Origin of the sequence: Streptomyces sp. NPDC101166 (assembly GCF_044768125.1) — a bacterium.
In the GTDB taxonomy this organism is placed as follows: domain Bacteria; phylum Actinomycetota; class Actinomycetes; order Streptomycetales; family Streptomycetaceae; genus Streptomyces.
Window position 1 is genome coordinate 1 of record NZ_JBIWPF010000374.1, and the last position, 1,032, is coordinate 1,032.

A 1,032-nucleotide genomic window follows, 5' to 3' on the forward strand; every position below is an offset into this window, starting at 1 on the left:
CTCCACGATGGTCCAGCTTGCGGGCCGCCGGGCCCGGTGCGCCGCAATGCGTTCGGCGAAGTCGGCGTCGGCGGGGTCGACCGCGGCGGTGGCCACGTACCGCACCGCCTCCGACGCGACGAGCTGTTCCGCGAAGGCCGACTTGCCGGACCGGGCGCCACCGAGCACCAGGGTCCGCAGCGGCCGATCGGTTGTCTGAGCACTGTGCGACACGTCAGCACGGTATCAACTGTGCCCGTGCTCCGGCCGAGTAGGCACGGCCATCCCGGGTGCGGGAGTCAGTAGTTCTTCTCGTTGTGCACGCACTGCACCTTCAGGTCCTTGGCCGTGTACGACCAATCGGTCCCCTGCGGGCAGTCCGAGCCGTGCGCCACGCTGGCGATGATCTTGCCGTCGTGCTGCTTGGAGCAGGCCACCAGCTTGTCGTGGTTACTGGTCGACCCGCCGACAATGCATTCCCCCACCGCGGTGCGCGGATCCGTGCATCCCGCCGTCGCCGAAACCGCCGCCACCGCCAGCGGCACCGCCGCGATCATCACTGCCCACCGCATGAGTGCGCATCGTAACGGCCCGAGCCCGCTCAGGAGACCCTGGATCCGAATCGCCGCCGGTACTCCACGGGCGAGATCCCCACCAACCGCTGGAAGTGGTGCCGCAACAGCGCCCCCGACCCGAATCCGCAACGGTGGGACAGCGATTCGAGGTCCAGGTCGGTGTCCTCCAGCAGCTGTTTGGCCAGCAGTACCCGCTGCCCGGTCAGCCATTTCACCGGCGTGGTCCCGGTCTCGGCGGCGAAGCGCCGTGCGAAGGTGCGCGTCGACATGGAACTGCGCGCCGCCAGTGACTCCACCGAATGCGGCAGGTCCAGATGCTCACCCATCCAATGCAGCGTCTCGCTGAGCCCCTCGGATTCGCAGGCCACGACCGGCCGCTCGATGAACTGCCGCTGTCCGCCGTCGCGCTGCGGCGGCACCACCATGCGCCGGGCGATGGCATTGGCGACGCTGCTGCCCAGTTCCCGGCGTACCAGGT

At 69.1% G+C, this 1,032-nt stretch carries 3 protein-coding genes; all 3 read right to left on the reverse strand.

The features are described 5' to 3' along the window. A partial coding sequence (locus ACIRS4_RS39215; RefSeq protein WP_404205211.1) for a bifunctional adenosylcobinamide kinase/adenosylcobinamide-phosphate guanylyltransferase occupies positions 1 to 213 on the reverse strand: 213 nt, incomplete at its 3' end. A gap of 65 nt (positions 214 to 278) precedes the next feature. Continuing rightward, on the reverse strand, positions 279 to 551 hold the full coding sequence (locus ACIRS4_RS39220) for a hypothetical protein (protein WP_404205213.1): 273 nt from the start codon (positions 549 to 551) through the stop codon (positions 279 to 281). 29 nt (positions 552 to 580) lie between these two features. Then, positions 581 to 1,032 (reverse strand): helix-turn-helix domain-containing protein (locus tag ACIRS4_RS39225; RefSeq protein ID WP_404205215.1); only part of this gene is annotated, 452 nt, incomplete at its 5' end.